The 19,946-nt window shown below is 62.8% G+C and carries 21 protein-coding genes; 10 read left to right on the top strand and 11 right to left on the bottom strand.

The window, feature by feature from the left end:
- Positions 1-22: 22 nt before the first annotated feature.
- From CHC01_RS28120 to CHC01_RS28105, 4 genes are all read left to right on the top strand, one after another.
- Positions 23-406 (top strand): CidA/LrgA family protein, encoded by a 384-nt coding sequence (locus CHC01_RS28120; protein WP_089267647.1) that lies wholly within the window; start codon positions 23-25, stop codon positions 404-406.
- A complete protein-coding gene (locus tag CHC01_RS28115) occupies positions 406-1,128 on the top strand; it encodes an LrgB family protein (RefSeq protein WP_089267646.1) in 723 nt (240 codons plus the stop codon). The genes CHC01_RS28120 and CHC01_RS28115 overlap by 1 nt, the downstream gene beginning before the upstream one ends.
- Before the next feature lie 165 nt (positions 1,129-1,293).
- Positions 1,294-2,073: a sulfite exporter TauE/SafE family protein gene (locus tag CHC01_RS28110; RefSeq protein ID WP_068729255.1), complete on the top strand. Its 780-nt coding sequence runs from the start codon at positions 1,294-1,296 to the stop codon at positions 2,071-2,073.
- Positions 2,074-2,106: 33 nt separating this feature from the next.
- Entirely contained in the window at positions 2,107-2,784 is a 678-nt protein-coding gene (locus CHC01_RS28105; RefSeq protein ID WP_089267645.1) for a DsbA family protein, read from the top strand.
- 90 nt (positions 2,785-2,874) lie between these two features.
- Here the strand turns inward: CHC01_RS28105 and CHC01_RS28100 are convergent, their stop codons facing one another.
- A complete protein-coding gene (locus tag CHC01_RS28100; protein WP_089267839.1) occupies positions 2,875-3,090 on the bottom strand; it encodes a hypothetical protein in 216 nt (71 codons plus the stop codon).
- 134 nt (positions 3,091-3,224) lie between these two features.
- Here CHC01_RS28100 and CHC01_RS28095 point away from each other — a divergent pair, with 134 nt between their 5' ends.
- Positions 3,225-3,881 (top strand): DNA-3-methyladenine glycosylase family protein, encoded by a 657-nt coding sequence (locus CHC01_RS28095; RefSeq protein WP_089267644.1) that lies wholly within the window; start codon positions 3,225-3,227, stop codon positions 3,879-3,881.
- Positions 3,882-3,919: 38 nt separating this feature from the next.
- On the opposite strand, the gene CHC01_RS28090 is transcribed toward CHC01_RS28095, so the two are convergent.
- The gene (locus CHC01_RS28090; RefSeq protein WP_089267643.1) at positions 3,920-4,339 is read right to left on the bottom strand and encodes a winged helix-turn-helix transcriptional regulator; all 420 of its coding nucleotides are present in this window, start codon (positions 4,337-4,339) and stop codon (positions 3,920-3,922) included.
- Positions 4,340-4,413: 74 nt separating this feature from the next.
- Between CHC01_RS28090 and CHC01_RS28085 the strand changes: the two genes are divergently transcribed.
- Complete coding sequence (locus tag CHC01_RS28085; protein ID WP_089267838.1) at positions 4,414-5,205, top strand: SDR family oxidoreductase; 792 nt, start codon at positions 4,414-4,416, stop codon at positions 5,203-5,205.
- 106 nt (positions 5,206-5,311) lie between these two features.
- Positions 5,312-6,406: a DUF2855 family protein gene (locus CHC01_RS28080; protein WP_089267837.1), complete on the top strand. Its 1,095-nt coding sequence runs from the start codon at positions 5,312-5,314 to the stop codon at positions 6,404-6,406.
- A 10-nt stretch (positions 6,407-6,416) separates the two neighbouring features.
- On the opposite strand, the gene CHC01_RS28075 is transcribed toward CHC01_RS28080, so the two are convergent.
- The gene (locus CHC01_RS28075) at positions 6,417-8,171 is read right to left on the bottom strand and encodes a chloride channel protein (protein ID WP_089267642.1); all 1,755 of its coding nucleotides are present in this window, start codon (positions 8,169-8,171) and stop codon (positions 6,417-6,419) included.
- A 221-nt stretch (positions 8,172-8,392) separates the two neighbouring features.
- Between CHC01_RS28075 and CHC01_RS28070 the strand changes: the two genes are divergently transcribed.
- Positions 8,393-8,950, top strand: coding sequence for an HNH endonuclease (locus CHC01_RS28070; protein ID WP_089267641.1), 558 nt, complete (start codon positions 8,393-8,395; stop codon positions 8,948-8,950).
- Between the two features lie 26 nt (positions 8,951-8,976).
- Here the strand turns inward: CHC01_RS28070 and CHC01_RS28065 are convergent, their stop codons facing one another.
- The 4 genes from CHC01_RS28065 to CHC01_RS28050 are packed head-to-tail and all read right to left on the bottom strand — an operon-like array spanning position 8,977 to position 12,534.
- A complete protein-coding gene (locus tag CHC01_RS28065) occupies positions 8,977-9,954 on the bottom strand; it encodes a Bug family tripartite tricarboxylate transporter substrate binding protein (RefSeq protein WP_176454731.1) in 978 nt (325 codons plus the stop codon).
- 58 nt (positions 9,955-10,012) lie between these two features.
- Positions 10,013-10,909 carry a polysaccharide deacetylase family protein gene (locus tag CHC01_RS28060; RefSeq protein WP_089267639.1) on the bottom strand — a complete coding sequence of 299 codons (897 nt, stop codon included), beginning with the start codon at positions 10,907-10,909 and terminating at the stop codon, positions 10,013-10,015.
- A gap of 36 nt (positions 10,910-10,945) precedes the next feature.
- On the bottom strand, positions 10,946-11,842 hold the full coding sequence (locus tag CHC01_RS28055) for a fumarylacetoacetate hydrolase family protein (RefSeq protein ID WP_089267638.1): 897 nt from the start codon (positions 11,840-11,842) through the stop codon (positions 10,946-10,948).
- Positions 11,839-12,534: a GntR family transcriptional regulator gene (locus CHC01_RS28050; RefSeq protein WP_089267637.1), complete on the bottom strand. Its 696-nt coding sequence runs from the start codon at positions 12,532-12,534 to the stop codon at positions 11,839-11,841. The genes CHC01_RS28055 and CHC01_RS28050 overlap by 4 nt, the downstream gene beginning before the upstream one ends.
- A 218-nt stretch (positions 12,535-12,752) precedes the next feature.
- On the opposite strand from CHC01_RS28050, the gene CHC01_RS28045 reads away from it, so the two are divergent.
- Positions 12,753-13,829, top strand: coding sequence for an alpha/beta hydrolase (locus CHC01_RS28045; protein ID WP_089267636.1), 1,077 nt, complete (start codon positions 12,753-12,755; stop codon positions 13,827-13,829).
- Between the two features lie 101 nt (positions 13,830-13,930).
- Positions 13,931-14,902, top strand: coding sequence for a S1C family serine protease (locus CHC01_RS28040; protein ID WP_089267635.1), 972 nt, complete (start codon positions 13,931-13,933; stop codon positions 14,900-14,902).
- Between the two features lie 87 nt (positions 14,903-14,989).
- On the opposite strand, the gene CHC01_RS28035 is transcribed toward CHC01_RS28040, so the two are convergent.
- The 4 genes from CHC01_RS28035 to CHC01_RS28020 form a co-directional block, all read right to left on the bottom strand.
- Entirely contained in the window at positions 14,990-15,952 is a 963-nt protein-coding gene (locus CHC01_RS28035) for a DUF1775 domain-containing protein (RefSeq protein WP_089267836.1), read from the bottom strand.
- A 44-nt stretch (positions 15,953-15,996) separates the two neighbouring features.
- Positions 15,997-18,195 (bottom strand): TonB-dependent receptor family protein, encoded by a 2,199-nt coding sequence (locus tag CHC01_RS28030; protein WP_089267634.1) that lies wholly within the window; start codon positions 18,193-18,195, stop codon positions 15,997-15,999.
- Positions 18,196-18,265: 70 nt separating this feature from the next.
- Positions 18,266-18,649: a DUF2946 family protein gene (locus tag CHC01_RS28025; protein ID WP_141137190.1), complete on the bottom strand. Its 384-nt coding sequence runs from the start codon at positions 18,647-18,649 to the stop codon at positions 18,266-18,268.
- 77 nt (positions 18,650-18,726) lie between these two features.
- Positions 18,727-19,614 (bottom strand): cation diffusion facilitator family transporter, encoded by an 888-nt coding sequence (locus CHC01_RS28020; RefSeq protein ID WP_089267632.1) that lies wholly within the window; start codon positions 19,612-19,614, stop codon positions 18,727-18,729.
- Between the last annotated feature and the right edge of the window lie 332 nt (positions 19,615-19,946).

Below are 19,946 nucleotides of genomic sequence, written 5' to 3'. Positions count from 1 at the left end.
ATCCGTCACCCGCGGAGTCCCCATGATTGCCAGTCTTTCCCTGATCCTGCTGTGCCAACTCGCCGGCGAGATTGCCGTGCGCGCTTTTGCATGGCCGGTGCCCGGCCCGGTGCTCGGCATGCTGTTGCTGCTCGTCCTGTTGTTGCTGCGTGACCGTGCCGTGCTGTTCGCGCAGGGGCCGCTGCAGGGCGGCGGCGTGGAGAATGCCGCGAAGGGCCTGCTCGCGCATCTGTCGCTGATGTTCATTCCCGCCGGTGTCGGCGTGGTGCAGAAGCTCGATCTGCTGGCCGAACATGGCACGGCCATCGTCGGTGTTCTGGCGATCTCGGTCGTGATCACGTTGCTGGTGACGGTGGCGACGTTCCTCATCATCAGCCGGGTCATGACACGCGGGCGGAGCGCGTGATGACCGCCAATCCGTTCTCACTCTGGGTCTATCTCTCGCAGCAGCCTCTGCTCTGGCTGACCGTGACGCTGCTGGTCTATGCGACGGCGGATGCGCTGTCGCTGGCGACCGGCCGGCATCCGTTCGCCAATCCGGTGTTCCACTCGATGTGGATTATCGCCGTGTTTCTGCTGATGACCGGGACGTCCTACACGACCTATTTCAGCGGTGCGCAATTCGTGCACTTCCTGCTCGGTCCGGCGACCGTGGCGCTCGCGGTGCCACTCTATGAGAATCGCAAGGTCGTGGCGGCAGCGATCGTGCCGATGCTCGCTGCGCTGGTGGTCGGCTGTGCCACGGCAATCGTCTCGGTGGTGTTGCTGGCAAAGGCCTTCGGCCTGCCGCAAAATGTGGTGCTGTCGCTGGCGCCGAAATCGGTCACCGCCGGCGTCGCCATGGGCATCAGCGAGTCGCTCGGCGCTGACGCATCGCTGACCGCGGTGGCCGTGGTGCTGACCGGCATCATGGGGGCGATCATCGTCACGCCGATGATGAACCGCATGGGCATCAGCGACTATCGCGCCCGTGGCTTTGCCGTCGGATTGGCTTCGCATGGGATCGGCACCGCACGGGCCTTTCAGGTGGATGCCGTGGCCGGCGTCTTTGCTGGCATCGCCATGAGCCTGAATGCGCTGGTGACCTCTCTACTGGTTCCGCTTGCCGTCACCCTGCTGGTGCGCTGATGCTCACGACAGCGTTTTCCCGGCAGGCGGATTTGTGATGCTGACTGCATGGAGCCGGGCCGGAAAGGTCATTATGGTCACGCCGTTGCGCGCATGATCCGAACAAGTGGACACTGATTTTTTCGAAAGATCATGCTCAGATGAGAAGATGAGAATCAGCCGTTCATGATGACTGTGATGCAAGGGGCGCTCGGCCTGGCTTCGGGCGCACTGGTCGGCTTCTCGCTCGGCCTGGTCGGTGGCGGCGGCTCGATCCTCGCTGTGCCGCTGATGGTCTATGTTGTCGGCGTGCCTGAGCCGCATGTCGCGATCGGCACCAGCGCCATTGCGGTTGCGGCCAATGCGGCGGTCAATCTCGGCAATCATGCGCGTGGCGGCAATGTGCACTGGTCCTGCGCGCTGGTGTTTGCTGCTGCAGGAATCGCCGGTGCGCTCGGAGGCTCGATTCTCGGCAAGCAGGTGGACGGGCAGAATTTGCTGGCGCTGTTCGCGGTCCTGATGCTGGTGATCGCCGTGCTGATGCTGAAGACGCGCGCCCAAGTCGGCGAGCACCGCGTCGAGATCAGCATGTCGAACACGCCTTCGCTGCTTGCGCTGGGTCTTGTCACCGGTGCGCTGTCCGGCTTCTTCGGAATCGGTGGCGGCTTTCTGATCGTGCCGGCGCTGATGGCGGCCACGGGCATGTCGATCATGAGTGCGATCTCGTCGTCGTTGGTGGCGGTCACCGCATTCGGTCTCACCACGGCATCGAGCTATGCCTGGTCCGGGCTGATCTCCTGGAAGCTCGCGCTGGTATTCATTCTGGGTGGTCTGCTCGGAGGACTGTTGGGAACCAGCCTGGCGCGGCATCTGTCGCTGCGGCGGGGCGCGTTGAATACCGTTTTTGCGTCTATCATTATCGTCGTGGCGCTCTATATGTTGGCCCGCAACATCTACATCACTTGAGCGCTGGCGCATGATGCGTCTTCGGAGAACATCATGACCGCCGCAATCCGCGAGACCTCGAAGACCGCCACGACGCGCCGCGCTGCGCTCGGGCTTTTCGGTGGCGCCATGCTGCTCGGCGCGTCCGGCAAGGTCCTCGCGGCATCTGGTGCCGCCAAGGACGAAGACGCCCTTAACGAAGCCGCGGTACTCCGCGATCCGGACATCCCGGCCGCCGGCAACCCGAAGGGCGACATCACCATCGTCGAATATTTCGACTACCAATGCCCCTATTGCCGCAAGATCGCCCCCGACTTGCGCGCCTTGGTGAAGGAAGACGGCAAGGTTCGCCTGGTGTCGAAGGATTGGCCGATCCTTGGGCCGGTGTCGGTCTATGCGGCGCGCCTCGTGCTGGCGGCAAGATACCAGAACAAGTTCATCGAGGCGCAGGACGCCCTGATCAGCCTCGATACCAAACTGACCGAGGCGATCGCGCGCGACCGGCTCGCCAAGGCCGGTATCGATGTCGATCGCGCCGTCGCCGATCTGCAGAAAAATCAGGATGCGATCGTTGCCAAGCTGAAGCAGATCGATGAGCAGGCGACGGCTTTCGGCTTCAACGGAACGCCATCCTTTATCGTCGGCAAGTTCCGCATTCCCGGCCCGATCACCAAAGAACAATTCGTTCTCGCGATCGCCGATGCGCGTAAGGCCGCGGCTGCGAAGAAGTAAAAGTCGGCACGTTCAAGACAGAAAAATGCCCCCGCTCATCGGCGAGGGCATCTTTGATCGGCGTAACCAGTCTTCTCGTTGCTGATGTGCTTACGACTTCACCTGCGAGGTGAGCTTGGCCCAATCCTGCTTGGTGCGCGTCTTCAGTGCTGCCCACTCATTGGCAGCAACATCCCAGTTGACGATCGTCCGGCGCTCCTGCGCCGTCTGGCCGTTCGCCACTGACGAGGTCGACATCGAATCGTAGATGTAAACGCCGATGCCCAGGATCAGTGCACCCAGGATCATTCCAAAAAACGTCCGCATGGCGGTAGCCTCCATTGAACCCAAACAACGCGACGTCCGGGGCTTTGGTTCCCGGTTGCATCGTGCGCTATTGCCGCAGCGCATTCATTGGCAGCATTGATCTTGCGGTCACGCCGTGGTGATCCTTGGGGATCATGACCGTTCATCTTACCGATCAATCCGTGCTCGACGACGCCGTTATGGCGCTGGTGAAGCTCGACCCGCGGCTGAAACCGATCCTGGCCATGGCCGGGATGCCGGCACTTCGGCAACGTGCGCCGGGCTTCGAAGGGCTTGCGCAGATCGTCTGCGGGCAGCAGGTCTCGGTGGCGTCGGCTTCGGCGATCTGGGGTCGCGTCTCGGGCGCCTTCTCGCCATTCGATCATCATGCCATCCGCAAGGCACGCACCGATCGCCTGGGTCGGCTGGGCCTGTCGGCGGCAAAAATCAAGACGTTGAAGGCGCTGGCGCGTGAACTCGTCGAGGAGCGGTTGAATCTCGATGTGCTTGCCGAAGAAGACGCTGACGCCGCGCATAACACGCTGGTCGCATTGCACGGCATCGGACCATGGACGGCCGACGTCTATCTGCTGTTCTGTCTCGGCCATGGCGATGCATGGCCGGCGGGCGATGTCGCCATTCAGGAATCAATCAAGGTCGGGCTCGGTCTCAAGGAGCGGCCGACCGTGAAGCAGATGGCGCCGCTGGCAGAACCATGGCGTCCGCTGCGCGGTGCGGCGGCGCATCTGTGGTGGGCTTACTATCACGCCATCAAGAAGCGCGAAGGCGTGATCGGCAAACCGGCGAAGTGAACACGTCGCGGGCCGCAGCATCGACTGCGCGGGCTAGGCTATTCCTCGGCAGGAGGCGAGGTGGATGTCCCCATGGCAGATACTGCGGCGTCGGACGCTGGCTTCCATGCGAACCATGTGAGCAGTGCGTCGAGCGAAGGGCAAAGAGACTCGCCCCAATCCGTTAGCGCATATTCAACCTTCGGAGGCACCTGCGCATGCACGACGCGTCGAACAATGCCGTCGGCCTCGAGCTGCCGCAATTGCTGCGCGAGCATCTTCTGCGAGGCCGCTGGGATTGCGCGTTCGAGTTCAGAGAAGCGCAAAATTCGGCCGCCGAACAGACGAAACAGGATTTCCAGCTTCCAGCGTCCGCCGATCATCTTCAGCGACTGCTCGATCCCGTGCGATGCGGTCGTCGCAGTCCACGGTTCCTTACCTGGAGGTAAGCCCCCCACTTTCTCGTGCGTTCTTGTCATTCGGCAAACATATCCGCATTTCCCTCGCAGACAATGCGCCGCGCTGTGCGGATGTGAAAATGAGGAACTGGACGATGACAAATCATCAGGCGGGCGGCGAACTCGCTGGCAAGCGGGCGCTCGTGACCGGTGGGACCAAAGGTATTGGTGCAGCCGTCGTCGCGTGCCTGCTGGCACAGGGTGCAGTGGTGCTCACGACAGCGCGCAACAGGCCGGACGGCATGCCGGACTATGCCGGCTTCGTCGTTGCTGACGTTGCCACCGCCGACGGGTGCACGGCGCTCGCCGACGCGGTCCTGAAGCGCCTCGGCGGCATCGATATCATTGTCCACGTCGTTGGCGGGTCGTCCGCGTCTGCGGGCGGTTTCGCAAAGCTCGATGACGCCGCCTGGCAGCGCGCAATGGACCTGAATCTCTATGCTGCCGTCCGACTCGATCGCGCTCTGTTGCCGTCGATGCTGGAGCAGAAATCCGGCGTGATCATTCATGTCACTTCGATCCAGCGTGTGTTGCCGCTGCACGATGCCACGATGGCCTACGCGGCAGCGAAAGCGGCACTTGGAAACTACAGCAAGGCGCTATCAAAGGAAGTTAGCCCGAAAGGCATCCGCGTGGTGCGCGTCTCGCCGGGCTGGGTGGAAACCGAGGCCGCCGTCGGGCTGGTGCGGACGATCGCCGACGAGAACAGCATCGATTATGAGGGCGCGCAGAGAATGCTGATGGATTCGCTCGGCGGTATTCCGCTCGGACGCCCGGCCAGACCGCACGAAGTCGGGGACCTCGTGGCATTTCTGGCATCGCCGCGCGCGGCGTCAATCACCGGTGCAGAATTCGTGATCGACGGCGGCACGGTTCCCACGGTGTAGTCGAACAGCGTTTGAAACGGACGTTGTTTTAAACAACTCCGCTGTCGCAAAACAGACATTGGTGAAAGGAATGATCGCTGCAGGGAAAACGCAGCGGAGTTCGATCATGAACGCGTATACGCAATTCAACATAGCCAAGAATAATTTTCAGAACACCGCGCTGGTGCAGATGTCGCTGCCGCGACTGGACGAGCTGTCCGATGATTGCCTTCTGGTCGAGGTCGAACGCTTCGCTTTCACCGCGAACAACGTCACTTATGCGATGCTGGGTGACCGGATGAAATACTGGCAGTTATTCAAGGCGCCTGATGGCTTCGGCAACATTCCGGTCTGGGGTTTTGGCAGGGTGATCGCGTCGATGCACCCGCAGATCGCCGAAGGCGAGCGGCTGTTCGGCTATTTCCCGATGGCCTCGCATCTGGTGATCGAGGCCGCGGATGTCAGCAAGCGCGGCCTGCGCGACGGCGCGGCGCATCGGCAGGGCGTCGCGCCGGTCTACAATGCCTATGCGCGGGTGACGGATGACCCGGCCTTTGCCGGGCGCAATGGCGACTATCAGGCGCTGCTGCGGCCGCTCTTCATGCTCTCGTTCCTGGTCGATGATTTTCTCGCCGAGGAGGAATTCTTCGGTGCACGCACTGTCATTCTCTCCAGTGCCTCCAGCAAGACAGCCTTCGGTCTTGCGCATCTGCTGCACAGCAAGCGCAAGCCGGTTCGTGTGATCGGACTCACATCAACGGGCAACGCCGATTTCGTGCGGTCGCTCGGCTGCTACGACGATGTCGTGCTCTACGATCATATCGATACGCTGCCCGCCGATCAGCCGGTGGCCTTCGTCGATATGGCCGGGAATGCCGACCTGCGCGGCCGGCTGCATCGGCACCTCAAGGACAAACTCGTTTATAGCGGGCGCGTCGGGCTCACCCATCTGGATGCAGCGGTGGATGAAGAGCTTCCCGGCGCCAAGCCCTCATGGTTCTTCGCGCCGGACCAAATCCGCAAACGCGCCAAAGAATGGGGACCGGGCGGCATCGATACCCGCTTCAACGCGGCGTGGTCGGGCTTCTTGCCGCTGCTGGAACAGTCGCTCACGGTTGCCGAGAACCGTGGCCCTGTCGCCGTCGAGAATATCTATCGCGATACACTGGCCGGCCGGGTGCCGCCCGATCAGGGGCATATGCTGTCGCTCGCGGACGGCTAACGGCGGACCATCACATCTCGCCGAGGGCTTCGCGGCGGCGCTGCTCGGACTCTTCGGCATAGCGCCGTGTTGCGTGGGCTTCCGAGAGCGTGCCGAGCACGCGGTGGCTTTCGGCCTCGACCACCGCCAGCGATTCCGCTTCGGCGCCCTCGAATACCACCATGGCGTCGCGGATGTTCATGTCCGGATGCAGGACGACGTCGCGACAATGCAGCAGGCTGTCGAGCCGAAAGGCTGTCACGTCAGGCGAATGCGCTTCAGCGACGATGGCGAGGCCGACATAGCGGCCTTCGGGATCGACGGCGACGACCTGGGTCTTCGAGCCGAGCGGGAACTTCTCGCGGAATTCGTCGAGCGGCATGGTGGAGTCGACGGTCGGGACGTCCGGGCGCAGTAGACGCTTGACGGTGAGATCGCGGATCCAGCCCACGTCGGCGGCGCTGCGGATGGTCTCGCCGCGCAGATGCAGGCGCCACGTGGCGAAGGAGTAGCCGAACAGCTCGCGCGTCAGCTGGGTGGAGATGATGACGGCGACCAGCACCGCGGTGGTGAGCCAGAGATTGCCGGTGGATTCGAGCGCGATGAACGACATGGTGAGCGGCCCGCCGATCACCGAGGCCGACAGCGCGCTCATGCCGATGATGGTGTAGACGGCGGGGTCGATGGTGAAGCCGGCGCCGATCGCATTGAAGCCGACCGCGAACAGGTGGCCGCCGAGCGCGCCGAGAAACAGCGTGGCGAAAAACAGACCGCCACGAAAACCTGTCCCGAGCGAGATGATCGAGGCGAGCGTTTTCAGCGCCATCACGAAGGCGACCAATGCGACCGGATAGGCCGTCATGCCGCCGAAATGCAGCGCGCCGTGTCCGGAGGCCATAACTTGCGGCGTCAGCAGCGCCATCAAGCCGACCAGCAGCCCGCCCAGCGCCGGACGCAGCGGCGGCCACAGTTTGATTTTGGTGAGCAGCGCTTCGGTCCATGCGACGACACGCATGATGCCGATGCCGAAGGTCGCGGCGAAGACGCCGAGCAGGGCCGCCACCGCGAGATCATGACCGAGCACGTCGCCGAAGCGGCCGGCAACGACGCCAAGCGACAGCGGATCGAAGGCGTGGGCGACGAAATAGCCAATCACTGCGGCGATGCCGACCGGCATCAGGCTGGCGGACGTATAGCCGCCGATGACGAGCTCGAAGGCATAGAACGCGCCGGCCAGCGGCGCACCGAATGCGCCGGCAATGGCAGCTGCCGCACCGCAGCCGACCATCACGCGCTGGTCGCCGCGACGCAGGTGGAAGGCGCGCCCGATGGAGGCACCGAGCCCGCTGGCGAGCTGGGTGTAGCCGGCCTCGAGGCCGACCGAGGCTCCGACGCCGCTGGACCACACGGTTTGCAGCGCTACGATGATGCTGCCGCGGAACGACATCCGCCCGCCATGGAGCGCGTTGGCCTCGATGGGGTCGACCTCGCGGGCCGGTCGCCAGCGCAAAAGCCACAGGAAGGCGACGCCCAGCAGCAGCCCGCCAAAGGTGGGAACCAGAATCGCGCGCACCGGATCGATCCAGAACTGGCTGGAGAGCCGCTGGCCCCATTCCAAATTGAACAACACCGCGTGAAGAACGCTGACCGCAGCGCTCATGGCGGCCACCACGAGTCCCCCGATCACGCCGATCAGCGCTGCCAGAATCGCAAGGCTGGTTTCATGCGCGCGGACAAAGGCGCGCAGCCGTTGCGGGGCCTCGAGATAGCGAGAGGAAGGGACCATCGGGCAGCGTCCGGTATTTGCGGCCGCGAACCGGGCGCGCGCCACGGGGTTTAGCGGCAGGCGCTGCGACAGACCACCCGCAGTTCCCAGAAAAGCGACCCAACGCGGCGCTTTTGTGAGGGGATAAGGCCTGCCCTATGCCCTTCACAACCCTGTCACGCTGCCTGTAGTATGTGGAGACAGGTTGCTTCGCAGCCATATGTGGGGGTCAGGAGCGTTACTTGAACGCACATGTCTCGCAAGGCGGTTGGCCGGTTCTGGTCCTCAATGCGGACTTCCGGCCGCTGAGTTACTACCCACTGTCGCTGTGGTCGTGGCAAGACGCGATCAAGGCAGTGTTTCTCGACCGTGTGAATATCGTAGAGCACTACGATCACGCGGTGCGGAGTCCTTCGTTCGAATTTCAGCTGCCCAGCGTGGTGTCACTGAAGTCGTTCGTGAAGCCGACGACGCATCCCGCCTTCACCCGGTTCAACGTTTTCCTGCGTGATCGCTTCTCCTGCCAGTATTGCGGCTCGCATGACGATCTGACCTTCGATCATATCATCCCACGCTCCAAGGGCGGCCAGACCACCTGGGAGAACGTTGTTGCGGCCTGTTCGCCTTGTAATTTGCGCAAGGGCAACATGACCACGCAGCAGGCGCGCATGTTCCCGCGCCAGACGGCGTTCGCACCGACGGTGCACCAGCTGCATCGCAACGGCCGGCTGTTTCCGCCGAACTATCTGCACGGCAGCTGGCTGGACTATCTCTATTGGGATACGGAACTGGATCCGTAGGGGCGTCGGGCGCTACGCCTAGGTCGCTATTCCTGCTTCAGCTCGAGCTTGCGGATGATATCGCCCCATTTGGCGATCTCTCCGCGCACATAGTTCTGGGAGTCGGTCACCGAGCCGCCAACGGCCGCGAAGCCGATGCGGTCGAATTGTTCGCGAACACTTGCATCTGCAAGCGTCTTGTTCACGTCGGCGTTGAGCTTGTCGATGACTGTTTGCGGCGTCTTGGCCGGTACCAGGAATGCCACCCAGGTTGCATCCTCGTCGTCACTCAGTCCGAGCTCGCGCGCGGTCGGGACATCCGGAAGCGATGGCATGCGCTCGCGGCTTGTCACGGCCAGCGCCTTCACCTGTTTGCCCTTCACCAGCTCCATCGCCGCGGGCAAGGCGACACTGGCCAGAGGCGTGTGACCGCCCATCACGGCATTTAGCGCGGGACCTGCACCCGTGAACGGCGCATGCACGATGTTGGCCTTGGCGTTGAGCTTGAATATTTTTTCGGCCGACAAATGCGGCGTGGTGCCGACACCGGCGGTGCCATAGGTGAAGTTTTCCTTGGCGGCAGAGGCGATCACCTCGCGCAGGGTCGATGCGTTGAGACTAGGCGCGCCGACGATCAGATTGGGCGTGGTCGCCGCGACCACCACGGTCTTGAATTCATCCGGCGAATAGCCGGCCTTTGCCGACAGGCTCGGATTGACGGCGAATGCGCTTGTTGTCACCAGCACGGTATAGCCATTGGGTTCGGCCCTTGCAGCCGCGGCAGCCGCGATATTGCCACCGGCACCACCGCGATTCTCGATCACGACGGGTTCGCGCCACAGGTCGTTCAGTTTCTGTCCGACAATGCGCGCGATGATATCGGCGGGGCCGCCCGGCGCGAAAGCGACGAGCAGGCGCACGGGCTGCGCCGGATAGGGCTGCTGGGCGACGGCGGGACCGATCGCCGTCAGCAGCGCTGCGGTGATGACGACCGCGCTGGATGCGCGCTTGAAGAAGTGCGTCATGATATTCCTCCTCGATGTTTTTTTCGGGAGGCTTTTGCGCCTCCTCAACGGGCGTGGTTCAGAACACCTCGTCCTTGAACCACCGGCCCTGCGCCAGCGCGTATTCGGCAATCTCCATACGCGTGCCGATCCAGACATCGTCGCGCTTGCGCGCCAGCTTGATCATGGCGTCGTAAACCCACGCGCCTGCCGGCCGACCGAACACATGGGTATGCGCGGTGACATCGAGCATGAACGGTGCCGCGTCGGCTTGGCTTGCATTGTCGAGGATGGCGCGGAACTGGTCGATCAGCGTCGCCGGCGCATTGCCGTAGCGGATGCTGTGCGGCAGATCGTTCACGTCCATCGTCAGCGGAATGCCGACGATGCGCTGCTCCGGCGCATCTTTCTGCGTGATAATCGAGGGCAGGTCGTCGTCATTGCAATCGCCGAACCAGACATAGCCCTCCTCAGCGAGCAGCTTTGGCGAAATCAGGCTTCCGGTGCCGCGTGGGCTGATCCATCCTTTCGGACGTTCGCCGGTGACGGCGGCGATGAGGTCACCGGTGCGGCGGATATTGGCGCGCTCACCGGCCTCGTCGAAATAGACCGGGATGACATCCATGCCATAGGAATGCGCCACGATCTCGTGACCAGCGGCATGAAGTTCCTTCAGCACGGTCGGGTGGGTTTCGGCCAGCACGCCGTTGACCATGATGCTGGTCTTCACATCGTTCGCGGCAGCGATGCGCGTGAGGCGCTGGATGCCGCGCACGGCGCCGTAGCTTGCCCAGGAATGTGCGTTGGTATCGAAAAAGCCGGGCTGCAACACGTTACCCATCGGCCCGATGCCCGGTGCCTTGCCGGGCGACCAGGCCTCATAGGCCAGGTTGAAGACGATGCCGATGCGTGCGCCATTCGGCCAGCGAAAGTCCGATGTCGCACGCTGCACGCGAAATGTCCGGGAGTCGCTCATGTTGTTGTCCTTGTTCTTGGCGAGTGCGGTGCCGTGTCAGGCCACGATGCTGTTGGACAGGATGCCGATGCCTTCGATCTCGGCTGTGACGCGATCTCCCTTGAGCAGGAAGCGCGGCGGCGTCATCGCATAGCCGACCCCGGACGGAGTTCCGGTGGCGATCACGTCTCCGGGCTCCAGCGTGAGACCGCGCGTCAGATGTTCGATGATGGCTGGAATATCGAAGATCATGCGGCTGGTGCGGCTGTCCTGACGTATCTCACCATTGACCGTGCTGAAGATTCTGATGTCGGCAACATTCGGCAGGGCGGACGCATGGACCACAACCGGCCCGAACGGGCAGGAGCGATCGAGGCCCTTGCCTTTGAACCACTGGCCGTAACGGCGTTGCATGTCGCGGCCGGTGATATCGTTGATGATCGAATAGCCGAACACATGATCGAAGGCGTTCTGTGCGGAAATGTTGCTGCCAGGCTTGCCGATGATGACGGCGAGCTCGACCTCGTAATCGAGCTGTTCGGTGACATTGGCATGCTGCGGAATGGTTTCACCTGAAGCGATCACGGCGGTCGGCGGTTTGGTGAAGAATTCCGGCACGCTTGGCAGCGGGGCGGGCGCTTTGCCCTGCGCGCGCATGCCTTCGTCGATATGATCCTTGTAATTGCGGCCAACACAGAAAACGTTCTTCTTTGGCCGCGGGATCGGTGCCATCAGCGTCAGCGATGCCAGCGCAACAAGGTTCGCGGCGTTCGCGGTGGATGCGAGACCACGCACGATGGCGAGCCCCGCTTCGCCGGCTTCGGCGAGATCGCCGACATGGCGCGGCGCGGAGGCCTGGCCATCCGGCCACGCCTTCGTCAGATCGAGAACATTGTCATCGATCACGAGGCCGAGATGCGATCCGTCTGCGGCTGCAAAAGTCAGGAAGATCATGTGGTCGTCTCATTCTGTTCGGGGAGGTCAAATTCTTTCAGCGACGCCGCTGCCTGGTCGCGCAGCAAACGGACATGCCGTCGTGCGAGCATTTCCGCGCGGTCGGGATCGCGCTGCGCGATCGCGTCGATGATGTCGTGGTGCTCATGAAACGATTGCGAGCCGCGATTGAGACGCTCGATGAAGCGCAGTCCCGCCATTTTCAGATGGCCGAATGAGTCCCATGTTTTGCCGAGCAGGGCGTTGCCGCTCTCTTTGATCATCAGCGCATGAAAGGCGGTGTTGGCAGCGGCATATTCGGCGGGCCGTGCCAGCGCGCCGGCTTCATCGAAATCGGCGAACACGGCCCGCAGGCGGGGCGCGACATCATTCGCACCGTTGAGGGCGACTTCGCGCGCTGCCAGACCTTCCAGCATTTCTCGGATCGACAGCCATTCGAGATATTCCGGCAGCGATGTCGGCATCAGCCGTGCGCCGCGGCGCGGGCGAAACGTGATCAGCCCTTCCTGCTCGAGCCTGCGCATGGCCTCACGTACGGGCGTCCGGCTGACCCCGAGCTCTGCCGCAAGCTCCTCTTCGCGAAGCCGCAAGGGGGCCGTGAGGCCGGCCGCACGCACCCCCAGCCGAACTTTCAGGGCCGTATAGACTTCGTCTCTCAGATAGGGCCTGGCGGCGATCGGGCTGATGCTCATAAATTTTGTATATGTATACAAAATAGAGAAGTCTATGGTATTTCAATGTTGCGATGCAGCGATTGTACTGGATGTGAGTGATTTGGATGATCTGTAACTGGGCTGACAGATCTTTCGCCGGCCGCGGAGATGGCCGCTTTGCCGTCGTATCAGTATGGTCTCTGGCTTCTCGCTCGGTCCTGGGTTGATGGGGCCAAACGATTTGCCCGGAGCTTCCGATGAGCGACATAGTCGTCGACGATATCGTTGTTCTGCTGCCGCCCCTGCTGCAGTCGCTCGAGGCGCTGCAATTCGTTGCGCGCAATCTGCATCCGCCGACTTTCGGTGCCGTTATGGAAGCGGTGGGCGAGCCCGATCAGGCGCTCAAGGCGGTGCGGGCAGAGCTCAACGCATGGCCGGATGATTTTAGCGATCTGCGGGCACATCTCGATGCGGCGAGCGACGCGGCGCTGACAGCCTTTACCGGCTTGCGCGCGGCCCAGCAGCCCGGTGGCGATCTGCCGATGGTGTTTCGTGCATTGCGCCACGCCACGCGCGCGCAGGAATCGCTTTATGCCACGGTGGCGCGGCTGCCGCCTGTGAGTACGTTCTTTCTTCCGCCTGACATGCGCGAGAACACGGCACTGCTTGAACGACTGGCATTGCCTTCGGCAGAGAACACCGGCGTCATTCATGATGGCGAGCCCGGACGTCGCGGCGGTTTCTCGATGTATGTGCCGGAAACCTACAAGCCGGATCGTGCCTGGCCGCTGGTGATGGCGTTGCTTGGCGGCAGCGGCAACGGCCGGGCTTTCTTGTGGAGCTGGCTCGCCGATGCGCGCAGCTCTGGCGCGATCCTCATCGCGCCGACGGCGATCGGCAGCACCTGGGCGCTGATGGGCGACGATGCCGATACGCCGAATCTTTCGCGCATTCTCGATCTGGTGCAGTCGCGCTGGCATATCGATCCCGCGCAATTGCTGCTGACCGGCATGAGCGATGGCGGCACCTTCTGCTATGTCAGCGGCCTCCGCGCCGAGTCGCCCTTCACCCATCTGGCACCGGTGGCCTCCACCTTCCATCCGCTGATGGCGCAGTTCGCCGATGCAGATCGCCTGCGCGGCCTGCCGATCCATCTCGTCCATGGCCGTCTCGACTGGATGTTTCCGGTGCAGACTGCGCGCGAGGCACAGCAGGCGCTCACGATCGCCGGCGCCGACGTCACCTATCGCGAGATCGACGATCTCAGCCACTGCTATCCGCGCGAGGTCAATGCGGTGTTGCTGGCGTGGCTCGCACAACGTCCCGCTGCGTAACCAAACGCCGCAGTGTCGCTAAGTTCACAGGCTGGACTTCCACGTCCGCGATCGGTTCTTATATGGCGGGGGCTACCCATCCCGGACAAAGGAGATTTTGCATGCCTTCACTGACCGAGTGGAAAGTGCCCCCGGGCGTGCAGCCGCGTGCTGAGGATTACGGATTCGACCTCGAACAGGCGCTGGAGGCGGTGGTTGGGCTGCATTGCATCATCCCGGAAGATGCTTTTACGGCAGATACGCTCGGCACCGAGCGCGCCGGCAATGGCGTGCTGATCGGTGACGGTCTCATTCTCACCATCGGCTATCTCATCACCGAGGCCGAAACGATCTGGGTACATCTCGGCGACGGTCGCGTGGTGCAGGGCACGGCGCTGGGCGTCGATCAGGAAAGCGGTTTCGGACTCGTGCAGGCGCTCGGCGAGATCGACATTGCGCCGCTGCCGCTCGGTGAATCGGCGGGCGCGAAGATCGGCGATCGCGTGGTGGTCGGCGGCGTCGGCGGACGCACGCGGTCCGTGGCCGGCAAGATCGCCGCGACACAGGAATTCGCCGGCTATTGGGAATACCTGCTCGACGATGCGATTTTCACGCATCCGGCGCATCCGAACTGGGGCGGTGCCGCCCTGATCAATGCCAAGGGCGAGTTGATCGGCATTGGCTCGCTGCAGATCGAGCGCGAGCATGGCGGCAAGAACGAACATCTCAACATGGTCGTGCCGATCGACCTGCTGAAGCCGGTCCTCGACGATCTCAAGACCTATGGTCGTGCCAACAAGCCGCCGCGGCCGTGGCTCGGGCTGTATGCCGCCGAGGTCGAGGACAAGGTCGTCGTGGTCGGGATCGCCAGGAAGGGGCCCGCGGCTCGGGCCGAGCTCAAGACCGGCGACGTGATTCTTGCCGTCAACGGTGAGGAGGTATCCGATTCCGTCGAATTCTATCGCGCACTCTGGGCGCTCGGTCCGGCCGGTGTCGACGTGCCGCTGACGCTCTATCGCGGTGGCGATACATTCGATGTCGAATTGGTATCGACGGACCGCTCCAAGATGCTGAAAGCTCCCCGGCTGCACTAACGCCAGGATACACGCGACACAATCGCGGCCTTGTCCGTAGACATCAGGCGCACCGCAACATGTGCGGTGCGCGGCGTCTTGACGTGATCAGTGCGCGTGTCCGCCGCCGGCCGGTGCGGAAGCGCCGACGGCGTTGACGTCGAGTTCGATGTCCACCTTGCCGGCCTTCTCGAACTGTAGCTGCGCCTTCACCTTGTCGCCCTTGGCGAACGGCTTGGCGAGATCCATCAGCATCAGGTGATAGCCGCCGGGCTCGAGCTTCACGGTGGCGCCGGGCTTGATCTCGAGCCCCTCATTGAGCGGACGCATCTTCATCACGCCATCGGTCACGCTCATCTCATGCACTTCGATGCGGCTGCCGCCGGTGAATGTGCCCCCCAGGAGTTTGTCGCTGGTCTTGCCGCTGTTGGTGATGGTGAGATAGCCGCCGGCCACCTTGGCCGCGGGCGGTGTGGCACGCGTCCAGGGCGTCATGATCATCAGGTCGCCCGCATGAACCATGCCGGCCATCTGCGCCATTGCATCGTGTGGTGATGCCGCGGCAAGGCGAACGATCGGCGCCGGTGATTTCAGACTGTGCGGATCCTGCCCCGCAGCCGGGATCTGCGCCCAGTCTTCCGAGCCCTGCTCGCAGGTCTGCAGTGTCGGCACATACAGCGGTGCATCGGCCTTCAATGCGGCAGGCAGATAGGCCGAGAATACGAACTCGTCATAGAAGTCGTTGTCGAGCTTGCCGGTCCAGGTGATTTCCTTGACGCCTTCCGACGCCTTCATGCCGTGCATGAAATCGTAGGACTGCGCATAGGCGCCTTTCTTCACGGCGATGGTCCAGCCTGGCTTCGGCATCGGCTTCACTGCGATCATCCCTTCCGGAATCTGCACGGTGATTTTCGTCGTCGGCGAGGCGCCACAACCATGCGGTACGGCGAGCACTGCGCGATAGGAGCCGCCGACCGTGGCCGGGCCGCTCTGCACGAAGACATGGGCATAAGCAGGCGATGCCACTGCGCCCAGCGCAGTGAGAAGCAACAGCATGGAGCGGTTGATCATGGAACGTCCTTTCGTGGATTGAAGCATAGCGGAATTCATCATCTTCACCACCTCGCCTTGACGCCGGCATAGATGGCGCGGCCGGTGCCGGGCTCGAACAGCGGCGATGTCGCCGTGGCCTGATTGAGAATGCTGGCGGAGGCGATGTAGCGGGTATCGAGCACGTTGCGTGCTTCGATGTAGCCCGAATATGTGCCGCCATTGTCGACGCCGGCTTTCAGGCCGAGCAGCGCATAGGGTTCGGTCTTCAGCGTATTGGCGCTGTCGACATAGTAAGCTTCCGGCACCCATTCGAGATTCGGGCCGAGATAGAAGCCGTTGGCATGCTTGTAGAGCAATTCCGCGCGCAGATAGTGCCGCGGCGCGCCCGGTAGCAGGTTGTTGCCGAAAGTCGCGTCATTGTCGAAGCGGAAGTCGTTGAACGTATAGGCCATGTTGAGCCAGAGCTTGTCCGGCTGCGGACCCGCGTCGAACATGCCCTTGAAGACAGCGATACCGAGGCCGGCCTCGATGCCCTGATGGATGGTGCGATCCGCATTGGTGGCGTTGCAATTGCCGAAGGCGCTGTAAATGCATTGCAATTCGTCGGTGATGTTGGCGCGGTAACCCGTCAGTTCCCAGGTCAGGTCGGGACGTCGTCCGCGGGTGCCGATTTCATAGGTGGTCGCACGCTGTGGCCTGATGCTGGTGAAGGGAATCGTCGGGATGCCCGGGCCGTTCGAACTCTCGCCGAAGCTCGGGACTTCGGCACTGCGCGAGATATTCGCGTAAGCCTGCCAGGTCGGATCGATATTCCAGAGCAATCCGCCTTTCGGACTCCACAGGTTGAATTCGGTGGCGCCCGATTGGTCGCCATCGCTCAGGAAACGATCCTGCCGATTGCGCGTGGCGTAGAGAAACTGTGTGCCGCCAATCAATGCGACGGTGGGCAGCACATAGAGCGAGTTCTCGACATAGACCGACGTGTTCTTCGAGCGGTCGATCGAGGACGACGCCAGCGCGCCCTTCTGGCCCGCGACATTGACATACTGGTTATTGTCGATCCGGCCGTTGATGACATTCACGCCGGCGACGAACACGTTCCGATAGTCGCCGATATTGCGGTCGTCGGTCACTTTCGCGAAGCCGCCATAGTCCTGATAGCTGTAATCCAGATACTGGAAGATCGGGTGCATCAGGTGCCGATCGACGCCGAAGACGCCAAAGTCGATCGTGGTGTTGTCGAGCCGGATGGTGGTCTTGTTGGCGAGGCGCACCGTGTCGATGTTGCGCTGCTGGTCGCCGGTGAGATTGCCTGCTGCTGCGGTCGTCGGTGAGTTCAGCGCGCTGTCTTTGCTGACGGAGCCGGGAATGCGCTGCCGCACGCTGTTGGCATTGAGATAGAAGCGGGTCTCGAAGTCCGGCGAGAACTGGTAGCCGACATTGCCGCTGACGCGTGTTGCCTCGCCGTAGCTGTGATCGCGGAAGCCATCGGCGGATTGCGTCGAGGCCGTGATGAAACCGTCCCACGGACCATTGGCGCCGCCGGTGTTGGCTTGCAGGCGGCGGAAGCCGAAAGCACCCATGTCGACCGACGCGCCGTTCGGAAAAGGATCGCGGCCAGTGGGTGTCACGAAATTGATCGCGCCGCCGAGCGAATTGGCACCAAAGCGCAATGCGTTGCCGCCCTTGAGCACCTCGACATATTTATAGGCGGTCGGGTCGATCTCCTGGAAATCGCCATAGCCGTCGGCGGTGTTGATCGGGATGCCGTCCATATAGAGCTGCACGCCGCGCAGATGGAAATTGCGCGACAGACTCGATCCGCGGATCGACAGCCGGGTGTCGTCACCCCATTTCGGTTGCGCGAACACGCCCGGTACGTAGTCGAGGATGTCCTTGATGGTGTTCGACGGCGTCGATGTTCGCCACGCATCCGCCGTCACCAGCGCGACGCCGCCGGGCGTCTGCTGGATCTCGCGGAGTGCCTGCTGCGCAGTGAGCACTGTGAGCGCGCCCGGCACGCTCGGCGCCTGGGCGTCGACGCGAGCTGGTGTGGCCGCAGGGGTGCTGCGGGCCGTACGGGCGTTTGGCGCCGCGTTGCGTGGCTTGCGCGCGGCTGCAGCGCGCTGCTGCGCGGGTGCGTCGACGGTAACCGCCGGAAGCGATGTTGAAAGGGCCGATTGGGCCGACACCGCGCTGGGAACGAGCGCGGCCGCGGATGCGAGCAGGACGCTGCGCAGCCGCATGGAAACGGATAGCATGGGGAAAACTCCACCGGGATTGAACTGAGCAACGCGCGCGCTTATGCGCGGCGTCTGACGGCGTGGAACGTCAGCTCAGGTGCGGTGGCGCGCGGGCCCGGTGGTCGGAGGTTGCGGCGGTCGCAACGATGCGATCGTCGAGGGCGGCAACGGGAGCGATCGCGATGGCGATGCGCGAGACGAGGAAAGTCGCGGAGGCAGGCGGAGCGCCGGGCGCATGGGTGCCGACGCAAATCGGGCAATGCACCGCCGGAGCGCCTGACGTCTTGCCGGCGTCGTCAGGGGATGCGGCAAGGTCAGGATGGGTGAGGCAGAGCTCGAAGCCTGCGGCCTGCGCGGTCGGCGAGATCGCGGCGAGCAACAGGCTCGACAGCACGACATTGAGCACAAGCGCATAGGCAGCGGCCAAAGATGCCACGGCCCCAAACCAGCGTTTGCGCGAAACATGTGTCACGGGAACGATCCTCGCCTCCCGATTAACACGGGGGCGGAACCTGTCAAAGCCGTTCGTGGAGCGAAGTTACCCGAAATCTAGAGAACGACGATGCCGGAATGCTTGGCCTTGTCGTCGGGTTCGACATGGATGGTGATCAGAGCCTCGCCGATCTCCTGGCGGATCGCGGTCTCGAGCTTGTCGCAAATGTCGTGCGCGGCGCTCACGGTGGTCGATCCTGCCACCACCAGATGGAAATCGATAAAGGTCATGCTGCCGGCGCGGCGGGTGCGCAGGTCGTGCGCCTCGATGGCGCCGTCGGCATGGGCCGATATGGTCTGCTTGATGCTCGCGAGCATGGCTGGCGGGATGGCCTCATCCATCAATCCGCTGAGCGACTCCTTCATCAGGCCCCAACCGGCCCACAGGATGTTGAGCGCGACGAGCGCCGCAAGGATGGGATCGAGAATGGCGATGCCCGACAGTGCCGCTACTCCGACGCCGCCGAGAACACCGATTGAAGAATATACGTCGGACAGCAAATGGCGGCCGTCTGCTGCCAGGGCAGGCGAGCGGTGGATGCGACCTTGCCTGATCAGCACCCATGCCCAACCTGCATTGATGATGCTCGCCGCTGCGTTGACGAGCAGCCCGAGCCAGGGCGCTTCGACGAGGCGGGGTGTCAGATAGCTTTGATAGGCTTCGCGCAGGATCAGGATCGCGGCGAGCACGATCAGTACGCCTTCGAGCACGGCCGAGAAATATTCAGCCTTGTGGTGCCCGTAGGGATGATCGTCGTCTGCCGGTTTCGCGCTCAGCGTGGTCGCAAGCAAAACGACGATGGCCGTCACGACATTGACGATGCTTTCAATCGCATCGGACAGCAGTGCGACGCTGCCGGTCAGATGATAGGCAGCGTATTTCATACCGAGGACCAGCAGGCCAACGGCAATGCTGCCTTGCGCAAGACTGCGAACGCTTGTCATCTGAAAATCTCGTTGGGGTAACGCGAAGTCTCACGCGGCTGTGTGCTCTAATATGCCGATCACAACGATGCAAGCCGTGAAATCCAGCTGCAAGTGCTTCGCATTATAAGGCGCGTGGACTTCATCGAGCACGTCGTCCTTCCAATGGACATGGTATCGATCCCGTCATGCGCGTGGCATTTGTAGCGGTCGTCCGCGCATTGATAGTTGCGGGACGACGTCGTGTTGAATCGCGTTGTCCTGGCGCGGTCCTCAATGCTGTCGGCCTCAGGCCTCAACAGGGCCGGTGAGACCCATGGTGGAGCGCTTCGGCCCGCATGGGCGGCCATCGC

Origin of the sequence: Tardiphaga sp. OK246 (assembly GCF_900188215.1) — a bacterium.
GTDB classification, from domain to species: Bacteria; Pseudomonadota; Alphaproteobacteria; order Rhizobiales; family Xanthobacteraceae; genus Tardiphaga; species Tardiphaga robiniae.
This window is presented reverse-complemented; position numbering and strand designations above follow the sequence as displayed.